Annotated in this window: 16 protein-coding genes; 13 read left to right on the forward strand and 3 right to left on the reverse strand. The window is 34.9% G+C overall.

The annotated features are described in order from the left end of the window. The first annotated feature begins 1 nt into the window (after window position 1). The 6 genes from J0J69_RS01795 (at window position 2) to J0J69_RS01820 (ending at window position 2,923) form a co-directional block, all read left to right on the forward strand. Window positions 2-265 (forward strand): DUF1294 domain-containing protein, encoded by a 264-nt coding sequence (locus J0J69_RS01795; RefSeq protein WP_055305850.1) that lies wholly within the window; start codon window positions 2-4, stop codon window positions 263-265. A gap of 264 nt (window positions 266-529) precedes the next feature. Beyond that, window positions 530-661, forward strand: coding sequence for a hypothetical protein (locus tag J0J69_RS01800; RefSeq protein WP_256637906.1), 132 nt, complete (start codon window positions 530-532; stop codon window positions 659-661). Window positions 662-1,195: 534 nt separating this feature from the next. Continuing rightward, window positions 1,196-1,552 (forward strand): hypothetical protein, encoded by a 357-nt coding sequence (locus J0J69_RS01805; RefSeq protein ID WP_055243626.1) that lies wholly within the window; start codon window positions 1,196-1,198, stop codon window positions 1,550-1,552. A gap of 106 nt (window positions 1,553-1,658) precedes the next feature. After that, window positions 1,659-1,829 (forward strand): hypothetical protein, encoded by a 171-nt coding sequence (locus J0J69_RS01810; protein ID WP_212724804.1) that lies wholly within the window; start codon window positions 1,659-1,661, stop codon window positions 1,827-1,829. A gap of 334 nt (window positions 1,830-2,163) precedes the next feature. After that, on the forward strand, window positions 2,164-2,412 hold the full coding sequence (locus J0J69_RS01815) for a GIY-YIG nuclease family protein (protein WP_212725842.1): 249 nt from the start codon (window positions 2,164-2,166) through the stop codon (window positions 2,410-2,412). A 124-nt stretch (window positions 2,413-2,536) separates the two neighbouring features. Further along, entirely contained in the window at window positions 2,537-2,923 is a 387-nt protein-coding gene (locus J0J69_RS01820) for a Fur family transcriptional regulator (RefSeq protein WP_055243631.1), read from the forward strand. Window positions 2,924-2,973: 50 nt separating this feature from the next. Here the strand turns inward: J0J69_RS01820 and J0J69_RS01825 are convergent, their stop codons facing one another. Beyond that, complete coding sequence (locus tag J0J69_RS01825; protein ID WP_055275719.1) at window positions 2,974-4,344, reverse strand: MATE family efflux transporter; 1,371 nt, start codon at window positions 4,342-4,344, stop codon at window positions 2,974-2,976. 273 nt (window positions 4,345-4,617) lie between these two features. Between J0J69_RS01825 and J0J69_RS01830 the strand changes: the two genes are divergently transcribed. Continuing rightward, entirely contained in the window at window positions 4,618-5,472 is an 855-nt protein-coding gene (locus J0J69_RS01830) for an SGNH/GDSL hydrolase family protein (protein WP_055275720.1), read from the forward strand. A gap of 25 nt (window positions 5,473-5,497) precedes the next feature. Next, entirely contained in the window at window positions 5,498-8,281 is a 2,784-nt protein-coding gene (locus tag J0J69_RS01835) for a calcium-translocating P-type ATPase, PMCA-type (RefSeq protein ID WP_237252559.1), read from the forward strand. 208 nt (window positions 8,282-8,489) lie between these two features. Here the strand turns inward: J0J69_RS01835 and J0J69_RS01840 are convergent, their stop codons facing one another. Next, entirely contained in the window at window positions 8,490-10,442 is a 1,953-nt protein-coding gene (locus tag J0J69_RS01840; protein ID WP_055275722.1) for an aryl-sulfate sulfotransferase, read from the reverse strand. A 191-nt stretch (window positions 10,443-10,633) separates the two neighbouring features. Between J0J69_RS01840 and J0J69_RS01845 the strand changes: the two genes are divergently transcribed. After that, complete coding sequence (locus J0J69_RS01845; RefSeq protein WP_212725841.1) at window positions 10,634-10,810, forward strand: hypothetical protein; 177 nt, start codon at window positions 10,634-10,636, stop codon at window positions 10,808-10,810. Between the two features lie 40 nt (window positions 10,811-10,850). Here the strand turns inward: J0J69_RS01845 and J0J69_RS01850 are convergent, their stop codons facing one another. Further along, window positions 10,851-12,365, reverse strand: coding sequence for a bifunctional metallophosphatase/5'-nucleotidase (locus J0J69_RS01850; RefSeq protein ID WP_212725840.1), 1,515 nt, complete (start codon window positions 12,363-12,365; stop codon window positions 10,851-10,853). A gap of 195 nt (window positions 12,366-12,560) precedes the next feature. Between J0J69_RS01850 and J0J69_RS01855 the strand changes: the two genes are divergently transcribed. The 4 genes from J0J69_RS01855 to J0J69_RS01870 all read left to right on the forward strand — a co-directional run bounded on the left by J0J69_RS01855 (window position 12,561) and on the right by J0J69_RS01870 (window position 14,787). Further along, window positions 12,561-13,040, forward strand: coding sequence for a hypothetical protein (locus tag J0J69_RS01855; RefSeq protein WP_055275726.1), 480 nt, complete (start codon window positions 12,561-12,563; stop codon window positions 13,038-13,040). 143 nt (window positions 13,041-13,183) lie between these two features. Beyond that, window positions 13,184-13,771 (forward strand): hypothetical protein, encoded by a 588-nt coding sequence (locus J0J69_RS01860; protein WP_055275728.1) that lies wholly within the window; start codon window positions 13,184-13,186, stop codon window positions 13,769-13,771. Window positions 13,772-13,789: 18 nt separating this feature from the next. Next, window positions 13,790-14,332 (forward strand): GNAT family N-acetyltransferase, encoded by a 543-nt coding sequence (locus J0J69_RS01865; RefSeq protein ID WP_068759657.1) that lies wholly within the window; start codon window positions 13,790-13,792, stop codon window positions 14,330-14,332. 2 nt (window positions 14,333-14,334) lie between these two features. Further along, on the forward strand, window positions 14,335-14,787 hold the full coding sequence (locus J0J69_RS01870; protein WP_055304330.1) for a hypothetical protein: 453 nt from the start codon (window positions 14,335-14,337) through the stop codon (window positions 14,785-14,787). Window positions 14,788-14,802 lie beyond the last annotated feature (15 nt).

Genomic DNA, 14,802 nt, shown 5'->3' on the forward strand with positions numbered 1-14,802 from the left:
GATGTGGTGGTTTGTTTGGATTGGCATGAATGTAGTGGGCTATACGTTAATGGGAATTGATAAACGACGTGCTATTCAGGGAAAGTGGCGAATCAGTGAAAAAGCATTATTTACATGCGCCGCTTGTTTTGGAAGTTTTGGAGTGTACGCGGGCATGCAGCAATTTCGGCATAAAACGAAACACTGGTCTTTTAAAATCGGCATTCCTTGTTTGATGGTCATTCAACTCTTATTGGTTAGCTATGGCTTTCAAATGATGAAATGACAAAAAATGTAGTATAGACGATATCGTTTTTTATAGATGTAAGAAATAAGGCGATGGTATGAGATAGAAGCTTATTTTTAAAACTGACGGGATGAAGCTAGGTCAACACCGACCTACTTTTTTTACATGAGGAAGTCGAATAGAGGGATAGGAAATGAAAACAGCAATCACCTGGTGGAAGAATTGCAGGGATGAGACAGCCCTATTTCCATCAACTCATCTTTGTTATTCACAAGAAACGTTAAATGAAATCATAAGTCTAAGATGCAGGTGGCCGTTTACGCCATTGGAGATTTAGCGATTGAGACTGCTTTAAATGGCATTGGATCACTCCAATATCATCAAGATCATCCACGTGGAATTGGCCGTTGTCAAATCACGAGGATGGGTGATTAGAACGATTGGTAAAGCTGAATATATTCCCTTATACTCAACTGGTTTTCTTAGATTTTAATACACCAATGATTAATCGTCGTATGGATAAGGGGGATTTTAAGCATTATACGCCTTTAAAATAATGTTGAATAAAGGGATTCATAGTTCCCTTGGAACGGATGGTGGGGTTGAATATGTCTTAATTTATATTGTGCGATCATACGTCAAGATTTATCGGGACAACTAGAATCAGGTGGAATATAAAAGAAGCTTTAACACTTAAAGAGTGTGTAAAAGGTTCGTTAAACGTTGGAAAGTTTGTGGACTTTATTGTTTTAAATCAAGATATCTTTGAATTGGAGCCGATCGATTGATTAAAAACTGAAGTGTGACAAACATTTGTGAATGAATGTTGTGTTTATGAGGCGAGTTAAAGTAGAAAACATCAAATTTTAATTCATTTTGGCTATTACTTTGGAAATCATCACCTCAGAACTCATGTGAGAGTTTTATGCTGCATATAGTTAAGTAAGGCACATAAAGGAGTGTGAGGAGATGATTAAAGACTTAGACAAGATTCATCATCAACGAAATGGATTTGTTCGTGTCGGATTATTAATTGAATATCTTGATCAACTAGCGGAGTTAAAAAAGTTAGAGATGGGAACTTATGAAGCAGGTGATGGAGCATTAGTCAGATATGTCGTGGTAGCAAAAGGTTGGAATCATGCTGGATCCTATATTCAATTATTATATATCCCAAGGCCATATGGTAAGAGATATCGGTTTTTACTTGGGAAAGTAGAAGATCCGATTGATTATTATGAACAATTTGACTGTTACTTAACAGATGCTATTCCGATGACAGAAACTTTAATTGAATATATCGTCAATCAGAGTGAACAACTTTAATCATTTTGATGGGGGAGGACATGATTTATAAAGAGGGTGTGCTGTTTTACGATTGAAACACCTGGGATTTGTCCGAATTGGGGGAAGTTAAAAAGAGTTAAAATCAATGAGTTTATTATCTCAAGAGTTAGAAGTTCCTCAAATTTATTATGAATTAGAGTCATGTGAAGTCAGAGCAAATGATGTTTCGCCGCTTGAATTAAAGATCTTAGAACCCTATGATGTCTTAGAAATAGACCTATCGGATAGCCGCCAAATGCAGAATCGTTTTGATTAATGGAAGGTTAAAATGCTGCACGTTATGAACAATTCGTTAAGCTAGAGGTAGCGGGTATTATTTGATTTAGTAGGAATGTCATTGATGACTCCAACTTAACAGATAGGGAGGTTCAAGAATTAAATCAAGTGTATTAGTCTGACGAATCAATTTGTCATTACGTTAGAATTTCTGGTTCTACTCGTAGAGGAGATTAATCCATACTTAAGAATGATTAAATAAAAAAGATAGAATCCTATCTTTTTCTGATTGACAAAATTTATGATTTGTCAATTAGAATTCACTTCGGTAAAATAGGGAATAGATGAGGTTGGAAGAAGTAAAGGAGAAAGAGATGCACTGGATTTATATTGTAGAGTGTTCAGATGGAATGTACTATACGGGGTATACACGAAATGTTGAGAAACGGATTAAAGAGCATAATGAATCTAAAAAAGGAGCAAAGTATACTCGATGCCGTCGTCCCGTTGTCTTAAGATATGCAGAAAGTTTTGAAAGTCGTCAAGCAGCTTGTCGACGTGAATATGAGATTAAGCAATTATCACGTGTGAAAAAAGAAGAGTTAATCAAAAAGAAAGCTTAAGTTTATATGGTGAAGCATATTGACATTCTCAAACTATTCTTCTATACTTAAATTAGTAATCATTATTATTATAATATTGGTATATACTATAATTGGGTATTAAAATGTAGAATAGGTGGTTTAGATGAAATATTCAAAACAACGAGAAATGATTTATAATTGTATTAAGGATAACCCGATGCATTTAACTGCCGATGCCATTTATGAAATGTTAAAGAAAGATAATCCGAACTTAAGTTTAGGGACTGTTTATCGTAATTTATCGCAGCTTGCGGATCATGATATGATTAGAAAAGTCAGTATTCCTGGCTATCCTGATCGCTTCGATGGAACCTTAGAAGATCACTTCCACTTTTTATGTTTAGAGTGTGGAGAAGTTCAAGATTTATTCATTCAAGAATTATATGGAATCGGATCAGTTGTGGAACAATCAACAGGTGCCGACATCTCAAAATGTGAAATGGCATTTAAAGGTGTTTGTCCAAAATGTAAATCAAAACACGTTAACTAAAAAAATCCGTTTAGATAATATCTAAACGGATTTTTTTAAGTTTCAAGCTCCTATTCTTGTGGGGAATGGACAAATGTTTTACGGTAGAATATAATAAAGCAAATGACTGTTGTTAAGGCTGCAATAATATCAGCGACGGGTTCAGCCATGAAGACTAAGTCTAATGGGGCCATAAATGCTTTTAGTGTCGCTGGTAAAATGAAGATTAATGGAACTAATAGGATCATCTTACGAAGTAAGGCAAGTACTAATGAGATTTTAGCTTGTCCTAATGCTAAAAATGTTTGTTGGCAAGCAACTTGTACACCAAAAACGAATATTCCAGCGAAGAAAATACGAAGACTACGAGATGTGATGGCCACCAATTCTGGTTTATCATTAAAGATATTAACGAAGACTTCTGGAACGAGCAGGATGCCTAACCACATCGTAGTTGTATAAATCAAGCAAACAATTAGCAACAGGATAAAGGTTTTTTTGACGCGATCGAACTGTTGCGCTCCGTAGTTGTAACTAATGATCGGTTGAGCTCCTGAGGTTAATCCCATTAAGGGTAATAAAATAATTTGATTCACACTACTGATAATCGTCATGGCACTAACTGCTAAATCTCCCCCATAGTGTGCTAATTGATTATTTAATGAAATTAATACAATACTTTCTGTTGCTTGCATAATAAATGGTGAAACTCCAAGGGCCATGATAGGTAAGACCACTTTTGGTTCAGGGATTAAGAACTCTTTTCTAATCTTTAATGTACTTTTCTTACCGAATAAGAAGCGAATGACCCAAATGGCTGAAATAAATTGAGCGGTAATCGTTGCAAATGCAGCTCCTTTAACCCCTAAATTGAGTCCAAAAATGAAGATGGGATCAAGAATAATATTAACCACTGCTCCAACCATTACGGTCATCATCCCGATTTTAGCAAAGCCCTGTGTATTAATGAAAGGGTTCATTCCAATAGCGATTTGAACAAATAATGTTCCTAGAATATAAATACCTAAATAATCATTGGCATAAACTAAGGTTTGGCTACTAGCGCCAAATGCTAATAATAAAGGCTCTTTAAAGATTAGTAAGCTCATCATTAATAAAATTGAAAGGATAACTAGCATAGAGAGTGCATTGCTCATAATTTTTTCTGCCCCATCATGATCTTGTTCTCCCATTTTTATGGCTGCGAGTGGGGCACCTCCCATTCCGATTAAAGCACTGGTTGCTGAGATTAGCATGATAATTGGGAAGGCTACGCCAATACCTGCCATTGCTAAATCTCCTTCTGGTAATCGGCCAATAAAAATTCGGTCTACGATATTATATAAAACATTGACTAACTGGGCGATAATAGCGGGAGTAGCCAATTTGAAAAGGAGTTTTCCAATAGAATCTCTCCCTAAATCTGTTGTTTGTGTAGACATCATATTCCTCCTATAGAAAATAAAATTACTTTTCTCATCAAATAATGATACTATATTTTGACGTAAGGGGAAATATGAAATGGAAAAAAATAAGTTAGCTTTATTGGTTATTAGAATGAATCAAAGGAGTGTGTTGGATAAATGGCATGAGAAAGAGAAGCTCAAGCTAGACCTTGTTTCTTATTGGATTTAATAAATCATCAAGATGAGACGATGATTATGAAGCAAATCAATGATAGAATAGATGAGAAGCTTATGAGTGGGAGGTCTCAAATGAAAAAACAAAGAAAATGGTTGTTATTTACAGTGGGGGGCATTGTGACGACGATTGCTGGGTATACCGTGTATCGCTTTAGTAAACGTCCCGCCAATACACCTGAAAAATTTCTCAAGTCAGAACACTTTTCTCGAAAGGTTGTAGCTTGTTTAGGGGATAGTCATACTCAAGGAACGATGGCTCATAACTTTGTAAATGATTTAGCCGTTCAGATGGGGGATAAAGGATATGATTTTATTAATGCAGGAGTGAATGGGGATTTAGTTTATAATGCGTTACACCGTGTGGAAGATGTTATTGAATGTGAACCAGATTATATTATTATTTTAATTGGAACGAACGATATTTTAGCTCGTTTAAGTAAGTCAAACGAAATTCATTTTGAAATCAAAAAACAGTTACCACAGAAACCGACCGAATCATGGTTTATTCAAAATCTGAGACAGTTAATTAGCTTACTTAAGTTACACACGAATGCGAAAATTGCGATTTTATCTTTGCCGTTGATTAGCGAAGATAGTGATTCAGTTGCTTTTAAAGCGGCTGTTGAGTATAGTAAACAAATTCACGCCGTAGCGCAAGAAACTAACATCACCTATTTACCACTAAACGAGCGTCAGCTCGAATATTATGAAACCCATCGCCCGACTAAACAGAAACGAGTAGTTCGTTCTCCTTTCGCTTATTTTATCCCATCTTTTAAGCATTATGTTCTGAAAAAATCCTGGGAGGAAATCTCACAGGAAGCGGGATTAAGTTTAACAATTGACACCGTCCATCAAAATAAAATGGCAGCTCAAATGATTGAACAATTAGTTCGTGGATTTTTAGAAAAAGAAATGAATGATTAAAAACTCCTCCTAAGAGGAGCTTTTTTTGTTCTATTTTTTAGTTAATCCGCATAAGGTTGATTGTAAAATAAAAAGAAAGAAGGTGTCGGTCATTAAACGTTTGGCAAATGAAGCAGAATCAGCTAATATCGTCGTTACAAATTTAAAAACAGGATTAAAACAGCAAGAAGTCGAATCTTTAAGAACCCAATACGGTGCTAATGAATTTACAAAGCCAAAAGAACGTGGCCTATTATTTGAGTTACTTGATGTTTTTAAGGAACCACTCATGGTGATTTTATTTATTGCCAGTGGAATGAGCTTTTTAGTAGGAGAGTATCAGGATGGAATAGGGATTTGTATGGCTGTGCTACTCGGAATTATTATCGGACGCGTCACAGAGGGAAGATCAAAAAAAGCCGCTGAATCATTAGCTAAAATGACAGACGACGTTTTAGTTAAAGTGTTACGAGATGGACGAAGACAGATGGTACACAAAACCGAAATCGTGCCTAATGATTTAGTTTATCTAGAAACAGGAGATATGGTTCCAGCAGATGGCGTCATTTTAGAGGCGACAGAATTAAAGTTGCGGGAGGATATGTTAACAGGTGAAGCTGATCAGGTCACAAAAGAAAAAGAACATATTGTTTACGGCGGAACACTCGTTGGAAACGGATATGGCCTAATGCAGGTGACTAAAATTGGGGATGCCACAGAAATGGGAGTAATTGCAAAAGATTTAAATCAAGAAGAACAAATGACGCCACTCCAGTTAAAATTAGGAAAACTTGGACAGCGAATTTCTTCGATTTCTTCTGCAGTTGCAGCGATGCTCTTTATTTACATGATTATTCAAATCTTTAAAGATAGTCAAATTCAGTTGAAATTCTCTAGCTGGGATGCTTTCGTTCATTCTTTACACGATGTTAACATGGTATTCCCAAGTATTAAAACGGCTTTTGTTGTTTGTGTCGGATTGATTGTCGCTGCCGTACCAGAAGGGTTACCAACCATGGTTAATATCACGCTTGCTATGACAATGGCTAAAATGGCCAAAATTAATGTCTTAATTCGCAAGAAAGAAGCATGTGAAACAATAGGGTCTGTTAGTGTGATTTGTAGCGATAAAACAGGGACATTGACTGAGAATAAAATGAAAGTTGGAAAAGTTTTTGTGGATGGCCATGAAACTTTATTTAAAGAGGTAAATGAACATCCGATTTTAGTTGAAAACTGTTTAGTTAACAGTTCGGCTGATGTTGAATTTAATGGAACTCATCAAAATTACATTGGGAATCCAACTGAGGGTGCGATTATCTCGATGATTAACAATCCAAGTTATCAACAAGTTCGAGAATCGGCACAGATTGTGTATCAAATTCCATTTACTTCATCGAACAAATATATGTTAACGGTCACTAAGCGACCAACTGGGTATCTCATCTTATCTAAAGGTGCCCCAGAAGTCATTTTAAAACAATGTAAAAATGAGATCGTTGATGGAAAAGTTCGTCCATTAACAAAAGTTCGTGAACAAGCCATTTTAGATAAAATGAAAGAATTACAATCAAATGCTATGCGAATTATTGCCTTTGCTTATCAAGAAACGACAAAAAAAGAAGATTTTATGGATAAAAATCATTGGAGTGCGCAATTTACGTTTCATGGATTTGTTGGGATTAATGATCCGTTACGCGAGGGCGTTAAAGAATCTATTGAATGTGCACGTCAGGCACGAATCGAAACAAAAATTTTGACAGGGGATAATATCCATACAGCCATCGCCATTGGAAATGAACTAGGTATTTTAACACCTGATAAACGTGCGGTTGAAGCGAGTTATATTGATGGCTTAACCGATACTGAATTGAGAAAAGAAATTAAAAATATTGCGATTGTGGCACGTTCAATGCCAAATACCAAAATGCGAATTGTTGCTGCGCTTCAAAAAAATGGAGAAGTCGTAGCCGTTACAGGAGATGGGATTAATGATGCCCCAGCTTTAACGAAAGCAGATGTTGGAATTGCCATGGGGATTGCTGGAACTGAAGTGAGTCGTAATGCAGCAGATATTATCTTAACAGATGATAGTTTTAATACGATTGTTGAGGCAATTAAGTGGGGAAGAGGGATTTATAATAACTTCCAACGTTACTTGCAATTTACGTTAACAGTTAATGTCATTGCTTTTTTACTTACGATCATCACTCAATTAATGGACAAACCGCTGCCATTTACAACGATACATTTATTATGGGTAAATATTATCATGGATGGTCCACCTGCGTTAGCTCTAGGAATGGAACCTGTCCGACAAACGGTAATGAGACGTAAGCCAACATCAAAAAATGCAAATATTATTAACCGCTTTATGATTCATACCATTGTGATTAATAGTTTATTTATGATTATTGTGTTATTAGGTCAATTACAATTTAACTTCCTTGGAGCGGATTTAAATCATGTGACCAGTGGTGCAAGTGAAGGGCAAACAGTTATTTTTAGTCTGTTTGTTAGCTTAGTTCTGTTTAATGCCTTAAACTGTCGAGAATTTGGACTAGTTAGTATCTTTATGAATTTCTTTAAAAATAAAATTGCTCTTCTCATTTTAGCGCTAACATTTGGAATCCAGGTGATTGTGACACAAGTAGCAGGAGATTTCTTCCACACAGTTCCATTAAGTGGAGTGATGTGGTTAAAGATTATCGGAGTTGGTTCAACCGTCGTTTTATTTAATGAAGTGTTTAAATGGATTTTACGTTTAATTAATCAATCACGTAAGAGAGCACGTCGTGCAAAAAAACATGACGTTGTGGTTTCAAATTAGAATTAATCTAACTCTTTAAACAAGCAAAAAAGGATATCGAGCAGATATCCTTTTTTCTTTGAAAGATATACAAGTTGTACTTAGGTGACAAGATTTATATCAAGTATACATTAATAAATCTATTTCTCCCTATTCATTAAGTAGTAATGATCATTTGATCAAACATAAAGAACTTTTTAGCTACCAAAGAAGGTGATAGGGGAAATCACTATTGAAAAGTAACGGATTGATGAAGAGGGTAGACGATATTGTCAACTTCTAAATATAGTTCATATTGTCCAAGTAATCCCTCTGCATTGACATATTTAGTAATGCTTAGACGATCAGCATTTGTCACCTGATCAGGATTGAATAAATCAACACACATGGCCGTATAAGCAGTCGTTGTAATTCTGATGTCATAGACACGTTGATCACCGAGTTTATTTAAAATAAGTTTGACTTTTTGTCCTTCTTTGAAATTTCCAGTTAATATTAAACGATCGGACTCTTGCGTGAGTTTAATTTGATACTCCTCACCTAATTCATTTTTATTAAAACGTAACCCCTTGACTTTAATCGGTAAGGTTTTGGTTTCTCCAAGTGTTCCGACGCGTTTTCCAGGTGTTAGTGAATAGTTATTTGAATCAGTGTAAAGGCTTAACTTAGATGCACGATAAAAATGACTGGGTAAATCGAGTTCAAAAATGCGCTCACCATCTAAAACTTCAACGGTTTGGCTAGATAAATTGGCATTTTCATAGAAGAAAGCCGGCTGATTTAAAGCTTCCCCATTGATGGATCCGATACCACCAGAATGAATTAAGTAATGGTTTGCACCTAAGTAATCAATTTCTGAGATATAGGGAGAATAGAATGAGCTTCCTCTCTCTTTTCCATATTCAAAGACTTGTTCAATCGTCATATTGTTAGTGTCTAGGTGATAAATCACGCCTCGTGAATAGTTATTATTTGGATTGACATAATTATAAGGATTCTTTGAACGATTGTTTCCGTTATCAAAAATCGCAAGATCTCCACTTGGGAAGATTTTTGCAGAATGTTGTGACCATTGCCATTCAAAATTTTCGCCAATAGGAGTAAAGAAATAGTGTTGCATTTCTTCAGGCCAACCTGTTGAATCCCCAACAATCCAGTTTAAATCACCTGTTTTGTAATCAATACTGATGACAGCATCTTGGTGGCGTCCTGATAAAATAATGGCTTGATTTGCTTCATCAAAATCAACGGAGTTATTATGGAACCAATCATGCTCAGTCCAATTTTCACTTTTTGCTGCCTCAGTGGGGAGAATAGATGTTAAGTCCCAAGATTTGATGACTTGTCCTGTTGTACGATCAAGTTCCACAACATAATCTTCTACCGTCATGCGATCTGGATTATTACCAGCGATTAATAGGTTTCCATTTGGAAGTTCGATAGCATCATGGTGATATCCTGCTTCAAGGACGTACTCTACGTAGACTTTACCGAGTAAATCCATTTCCATTAGACCGGTCATATAATAAGGTGGGGCCATCGTTCGATCAGAGCTGAGTAAGAGATTTCCGTTTTCTAGACGTTTGACGTCCCAAACATTTTTACTAGTTAAATACCATCTGACATCGCCATTGATATCATATGCAGCTGTATAGCCTTGAGAGGATGGAGTCACGAAATAGAGGTCATTTTCTAACCTAGATTTATCCGCATAGACAGATGAAGGAAGTGCTAAGTCGTTAGGGAGTGGATCCGTTTGGATTTCAATTGTTTGTGTACGACCATCACTTAAAGTGAGTGTGATTTGATTTAAGCTATCAGCATAAAGTCCATAAACAGGAATTAGGTGTGAGGTAGCTTGACCAAACTCATGCGTGAAGGTTGATTGTTCATCTTTTCCTGCAACTGTTATCGTTACAGACGTCTCTTTTTCAGTTGAAAAGGCAATTAAAGCTGATAAAGGAGCATTCCCGTAAGGATTCAGAATGACAAAAGGTTGTTCTAGAGTATACGTTCCATTTGTGATCGTTTCGCTTAAGGTAGAATCAATCTCTTGTTGAGAAGTTAAGGTATCTTGAACGATTTCAACAGAAGGGGAATTAGAGTGATATAAAAACAGAACGAGTATTGCTATGATTAGACAAATGCAGCCTAGTAAGTATTGTCGATAACTTTTTTTCATAAAGGTCTCCTTTCTAAAAGATTGTAAAATCCTTCTTATAGTATCATATAAATAATAATAAAAATTAGTAAATTTTAAGCAAAATTATGTTTTTTTTCAAAAAAGGGGAGATTTTAATAAAATAATGTAATTTTCATATATTTTTACATCAATAAGCGCATATAACATACTCAGTTTAGGAAGATTTATAAATGATTAGAGAACGATGGATTATTACAATTTATGTCTATCTTTCTTACTCATTTTTTAAACATCACATTATGGAAGAACGTGCTTTTGATGGACAATGTTTTTTGGGATTTGGGATGGCTGCTTTGTTTGTGATTAGCGTTTATCAGATGTTCAGTAGCCTAGTGAAAGATGATTAATAGAAAAAGCCGTCATTTAAACGGACGGCTTTTTTAAATTTTATTTGATGACTTTAATAAATTGACGATCATCGACGGTAATGTATTGATGTTTTTTGAAGTAATTGATGATAATCTCAGTCATTTCAATTTGGATTTCTTTAATAACTGGGCAGTCACGGAAGAATTCATAACCTCCAACACCACTTGAACGATAGTTGTTCATGACTAAACTGAAAGTATCTTCAGGTTGAACTTTTTTGTCATTTACGATCATGGATGTGACGCGTTCACCAACTGGTTTGGTTAAATCAAAGGTATAGAAGACATTTGAGAAGAAGTCATAGTTGTAGTGAGCGACTTTTGGTTGTAAGAAACGACGAGAAACTGAAAGTTCACCATTTTCATTATGAATGTATGAAGCACAAACTTCTAATGCTTGTTTTAAGACCGTTCCAGTGACTTCAAGGACAACAAGCGTATTTGGATAAACGTACGTTGACACGATATCACGAACAGTGACACTTGTATCAAATCCTTTGATTGCATTAGCAAAGGATGTACAGGCTAAATCTGATTCAGCTACTTCTAATTGGATTTGATTAATAAAGTTCGCTAATAGTGAACCATTTACTGCCATATCTATACGCTCTGCAGGTTGTAATTCAACATTTAAATAACCCACTGGAGAGTCTAGCCATTGCTGAACTCGAGTTTCTAACGGCATTAATTCTTGATATAAATGGGGCTCTGGATTGATTGAAACGGCATTCAAAGACGAATGAATAGAAAGTTTTTGATCGTCTGCAACTGTTATATTGACTTGAGCGTACTTAGAGGCATTATGTGGAGTTTGGATAATATGCGTTCCAAATAAATCTCGATCTTGAAGTGGGACATGCTGATGTCCAGTTAATAAGAGATCAAACTGTAATTCTTTACAAATTTTATAAGCAATATTTTCAGATGATGTGCTCAGTTGTTCGTGAGTTTCTAAATCATATTCAAATCCACCGTGGTAAATCCCGATTAAAACATCAACTTTTGGTTTTAATTCATCATGAATCTTTTGAATCGAAGAAAATGTATCTAATACATCAAAATTAGTTAAGTTATACGCTTTTTCCCAAATTGGAATGAAGTCAGTTGTAAATCCAATGACACCTACTTTTAATCCATTTTCCATGACTTTAATGTCAGATGATGCAATCGGTAAAATGCCAGTTTTATCTATGATATTAGCACATAAACATTTCGCGTTTAAGTTTGTTAAATACGATTTTAAATAGTCATAGCCATAGTTAAATTCATGGTTACCTAAGGTGATATAATCATATCCACCTTGATTCATAACGGTTGCAACCGGATGTTTTTCTAGATTTTCAGTACTTAAAAAAGTCATAAATGGTGAGCCTTGAATGGTATCACCAGCATCAATAATTAATGTGTTTCCATCTTTTTGATAGTGAGACAAAATATTTAATAGTCCCATTGGTTTTTCTGTTGTATCGGTATAATCTGTTGGGTAGACGTAACCGTGTAAATCAGATGTAAAGTAAATTTTTAACTGTTTCATATGTAACACCTCAATTCGAATTATACCACAAAAATCGACATTAAACTGTTTTTCTACAGTGTTATTGTCGCATAATTTAATGAAATCATGTAAAAAATAATGATGTAACGGAAAAAAGGGTGAAAAATACTAGGTAATTCACTAAACTATGATAAAATATAAAAAAGACACTTGGATTAAAAAGGAAGAATAAAGATGACAGAAAAAATAATTGATTATAACAAGTCTGAAATCAACATGTCACCAATTAAAGAATGGAAAGATTTAGAGGGAACTGAATTCTTAGAGTTATTAACATCGGGAGCAGAACTGGATGCTGAACTTTATGAGTTAGCTGTTAAAAAAGTTCCTCAATTAGTGAAACAAAGTAAACTTGTCCTTAAATCAAGTCATAAAACGATGAAACAGACCATGAAATCAAGTAAACGAACGAAAAAATATTATTATAAAGTGTCAAAAGCGATTATGAAATTACTAAAGCGTGATGATATTGCTCATGAATTAAAGTTAGAGTTAATTGAATTATTAAAAGAATTAACCATTAAAGTTGAAAAGTGTGATGAAAGAGATCAGTATTTTTTCAGTGAACAACATAAAAAAACAATGGGCTATGGAACGGTTGCCTTATTTACAGTGGCAGCGATTTATGGAGTGGTGACTAGTAAAAAGTCATAAGATGAAAACGGTTAAGAGAGAATCCTTTCTTAGCTGTTTTTTCTTATCAAAATGTGTTTGATTATAGAACATTTCTTTATTCATGTTTTAAAGTCATCGAGAATACACTGTACTAGATGACTTTATGAGGGAGGCGGGTGAGGATGAGAGGTCCAATCCAATATCAACGACAATTCATTTTACAGGTTCATTGTGGGATTAATGCCTTTTGTTTTATAGTCACGCTAATTTGTATTCTGGCACTACGGTTTAGTATTGGTTTAATCGAATTATTTGCTCTGATTTTACCCATTATCGGAGTTTTATCACTATTTATGAATTCTAATTTAGGAAAAGGTCGGAAAGTCATGAAAGAATGCTATCTTTTCGGAAGTTTAGCGAGTATTCTATCATTATTTTTAGTCTCACAAGTATTAATTCAGTTTTGCTATAAGAGCTGGCTATGGGGAGTTGGATACTTTTTATTCACAGGAGCAGCCCTTGTGGCGATTGTGTATTTGCTCTTTTTTGGAGATATGCATTTTCTTTATAAATGTTTGACTCCGGTGACGTTAATTGCTGCTTTGATTATTGGGATTTTGGTTTCAATCGTTATCTATAGATTTTTTCTTAGCTGGTGTTTTACTCCAGGCTTTGTTTTATTTTTAAGTTATCTATTATGGATTATTGACCTTATTATGACGGTGTTTATTTGTTTAGATTTAAGAATTATCTTATTTAAAGGACGTTAAGTCTAGAGGAGTTTTAAGATGTTGAAAGCAGAAGAGTCAGTGAGCGTTAGTTATCGTGCCTTAAATCAATCTGATTTAGAAGAACTGTTAAAGTTATACCAGGATAAATTATTTATTCAAGGATACGGAAAAATAGATGAAGACAGACAGACAAAACAACAGTTAGAAGATTGGTATGAGCATTCTATTCATTCTTTGGATGAGTATTACTTTTCAATTTGGATGGAAGGCGGTAAAGAATGGATAGGTTTTATTAGTTTAACTGACTTTAATGAGGATCAAAGTGAGGCTTGGATGAGTATAGGTATAAAGCCAACTTGGTGGGGCATGGGAATAGGAACAAAGGTTCTTACAGCATTCATTGATGATTGCTTTACCAATTGGCATCTTAAAACGTTAAGATTGAGTGTGTTTTCAACTAATCACCGAGCGTTGATGCTTTATCAAAAAGTGGGATTTCAAGTTGAAATGATTTACAAGCAAAATCAAGCACCGAATTGGTTTAATACAGATATTTATCAGCTTTCTTTAAGCCAATCGTATGAAATATTGGGGGAGTGAATATGAAAGGGAATAGCATTAAAAATAGTGTGTGGTGTGAAAGGGAAGGGGAGTTTCCCCGATATTTTAAAACGGATGGACAACTTCACTTTGATCAAACAGAGATTGATGGTTATAAGGTTGGTAGCCTTAGTTTTAGTAAAGAGGATTATGAGCGCTTAGTTTATACTGAAACAATTAACACGGTAGGTAAAAGACAATTGACCATTGGATTGATTATTCGGGGAAATGATGTGGATGAAATCAATTATAAAGTTGCGTTTTATAATGAAGCTGATTCTTGTATTGATGTTTGTTGTCATAATGTTGCTTCTGAAGTGACTCCACATTTTAAACGAATTTGTGTGACCTATCCTATTCCTGCAGATAACTGTTATGTTAGAGTTGGCTGGGAGTTTAAGGGGATTGTTACTGGGGTGACATTTTTTCATCCGTCATTAATCTTAATAGACTAAGGAAATAAAAAAAAC

The sequence above is a fragment of the Turicibacter bilis genome (genome assembly GCF_024499055.1).
In the GTDB taxonomy this organism is placed as follows: Bacteria; Bacillota_I; Bacilli_A; order MOL361; family Turicibacteraceae; genus Turicibacter; species Turicibacter bilis.

Bases quoted from the DNA above. Each gene is read 5' to 3' on its own strand.
- J0J69_RS01850 (WP_212725840.1), bottom strand. From the start codon at position 12,365: ATGAAACAGTTAAAAATTTACTTTACATCTGATTTACACGGTTACGTC.
- J0J69_RS01845 (WP_212725841.1), top strand. From the start codon at position 10,634: ATGATTAGAGAACGATGGATTATTACAATTTATGTCTATCTTTCTTAC.
- J0J69_RS01830 (WP_055275720.1), top strand. From the start codon at position 4,618: ATGAAAAAACAAAGAAAATGGTTGTTATTTACAGTGGGGGGCATTGTG.
- J0J69_RS01820 (WP_055243631.1), top strand. From the start codon at position 2,537: ATGAAATATTCAAAACAACGAGAAATGATTTATAATTGTATTAAGGAT.
- J0J69_RS01805 (WP_055243626.1), top strand. From the start codon at position 1,196: ATGATTAAAGACTTAGACAAGATTCATCATCAACGAAATGGATTTGTT.
- J0J69_RS01810 (WP_212724804.1), top strand. From the start codon at position 1,659: ATGAGTTTATTATCTCAAGAGTTAGAAGTTCCTCAAATTTATTATGAA.
- J0J69_RS01815 (WP_212725842.1), top strand. From the start codon at position 2,164: ATGCACTGGATTTATATTGTAGAGTGTTCAGATGGAATGTACTATACG.
- J0J69_RS01800 (WP_256637906.1), top strand. From the start codon at position 530: ATGCAGGTGGCCGTTTACGCCATTGGAGATTTAGCGATTGAGACTGCT.
- J0J69_RS01840 (WP_055275722.1), bottom strand. From the start codon at position 10,442: ATGAAAAAAAGTTATCGACAATACTTACTAGGCTGCATTTGTCTAATC.
- J0J69_RS01795 (WP_055305850.1), top strand. From the start codon at position 2: ATGTGGTGGTTTGTTTGGATTGGCATGAATGTAGTGGGCTATACGTTA.
- J0J69_RS01860 (WP_055275728.1), top strand. From the start codon at position 13,184: ATGAGAGGTCCAATCCAATATCAACGACAATTCATTTTACAGGTTCAT.
- J0J69_RS01855 (WP_055275726.1), top strand. From the start codon at position 12,561: ATGACAGAAAAAATAATTGATTATAACAAGTCTGAAATCAACATGTCA.
- J0J69_RS01870 (WP_055304330.1), top strand. From the start codon at position 14,335: ATGAAAGGGAATAGCATTAAAAATAGTGTGTGGTGTGAAAGGGAAGGG.
- J0J69_RS01865 (WP_068759657.1), top strand. From the start codon at position 13,790: ATGTTGAAAGCAGAAGAGTCAGTGAGCGTTAGTTATCGTGCCTTAAAT.
- J0J69_RS01825 (WP_055275719.1), bottom strand. From the start codon at position 4,344: ATGTCTACACAAACAACAGATTTAGGGAGAGATTCTATTGGAAAACTC.